This window comes from Fulvivirga kasyanovii (assembly GCF_009711405.1).
GTDB classification, from domain to species: domain Bacteria; phylum Bacteroidota; class Bacteroidia; order Cytophagales; family Cyclobacteriaceae; genus Fulvivirga; species Fulvivirga kasyanovii.
In genome coordinates this window covers 4851-6039 of record NZ_SMLW01000332.1, presented here as the reverse complement: position 1 = coordinate 6039, position 1189 = coordinate 4851, and the positions used below count along the sequence as shown (strand labels likewise).

Annotated in this window: 3 protein-coding genes; 1 reads left to right on the top strand and 2 read right to left on the bottom strand. The window is 44.2% G+C overall.

The genetic code is table 11. The annotated features are described in order from the left end of the window. Positions 1-486 (bottom strand): hypothetical protein (locus tag E1163_RS03145; protein WP_155169370.1); only part of this gene is annotated, 486 nt, incomplete at its 3' end. 191 nt (positions 487-677) lie between these two features. On the opposite strand from E1163_RS03145, the gene E1163_RS03140 reads away from it, so the two are divergent. Continuing rightward, positions 678-935, top strand: coding sequence for a pinensin family lanthipeptide (locus E1163_RS03140; RefSeq protein WP_155169368.1), 258 nt, complete (start codon positions 678-680; stop codon positions 933-935). Positions 936-998: 63 nt separating this feature from the next. Here E1163_RS03140 and E1163_RS03135 read toward each other — a convergent pair. After that, positions 999-1189 (bottom strand): hypothetical protein (locus E1163_RS03135; RefSeq protein ID WP_221417921.1); only part of this gene is annotated, 191 nt, incomplete at its 5' end.

Genomic DNA, 1189 nt, shown 5'->3' with positions numbered 1-1189 from the left:
TTGCTGGGTTTTGTAGAGGGCGGAGAAAGTTGATTCTGTGAGCGTGATGTGGCTATAGCCGGGTTTGTAGGAGGAAAATACTTTGAGGCTATCTTCGAACCGGTTGCCAAGGGATGAGGGTGTTAGGGTGAGGATGTATTCTATGGTGTCTACCAGTCCCCCGTTGGGTTCGGGGTAGTGCTCTTTGCCGTCTGGCATCCCTCCTTCTGTGGTGTACTCGATTAGCTCACCGGGCTGGAGGGTTCCTTTATATACTTCCAGTACTTTCACCTGCACGCTGTTGAAGATTTTGCCATTCAGGTAAAAATATTGAGGCGTCCTGGTTATTCTGATGCCTTTAATAATGGTGCCGGATTCCTGGACCAGGTCTTTGAGCTTTACTTTCTGGTCATAGATGCCCTGGGCAAATGCATTACTGCAAAGCATGAGCAGTAGTATGAGTTTTCCTGTGGCAACGTAGAGTAGCTTATGCTGTTTATTGATCATGGTTGTAACTGTTTTTTATAAATGACGGGCGCATTTCCATAAGTCAAATTCACCTCATAAGTCACGGTGCTGCCTAACTTAATAGAAGCCCGTTTCCATAGCCAGGGGGTAACAAAAATCAGATTTGCTGATCTGGTGGTAGCGGAAGCCGAAAAGCTTAAACAGAGTAGGCGAATCTTAAACCATTAATTATGAAAAGGAAATTAAATCTCCGAAACCTTGAGGTCAAAAGTTTTGTGACTTCTTTGGACAGCCATGCTTCCCACACCATTGCCGGTGGCTTAGCCAATATCGGCGGTGGTTTGGATGTTGACAAGGTCACTCTCTATATTGGCTGTCAGTCTAACTGGCAGGGGCCGTGCCAGCCGAGTGAGTACATGACGGCCTGCCAGACCGGGCATACGGATTGCTATGCAGACAAAGATCCTGATGAAATCTCAGGCTTGTAATCCTTTTAAACCCCTGACAGGTTCAGGGGTTTGTTTTGGCCAGAAACGGATTTGAGAACATCATTAATCGTCACTGTGCGATGGGTTATTTTGAAAGTAATCCAATGCTTTCTTATAGTCTTGAAGTATTTTCAGGATGTCTTTTGTGGATATTTTTGTAATAAACTCTCCGTGATATTCAAGTACTGAAGTTTCTTTGTCAATCATTAATTCAAAAACATCTAAGCCCCAATTATATCCTTTTTTACCTTCCA

Bases quoted from the DNA above. Each gene is read 5' to 3' on its own strand.
- E1163_RS03140 (WP_155169368.1), top strand. From the start codon at position 678: ATGAAAAGGAAATTAAATCTCCGAAACCTTGAGGTCAAAAGTTTTGTG.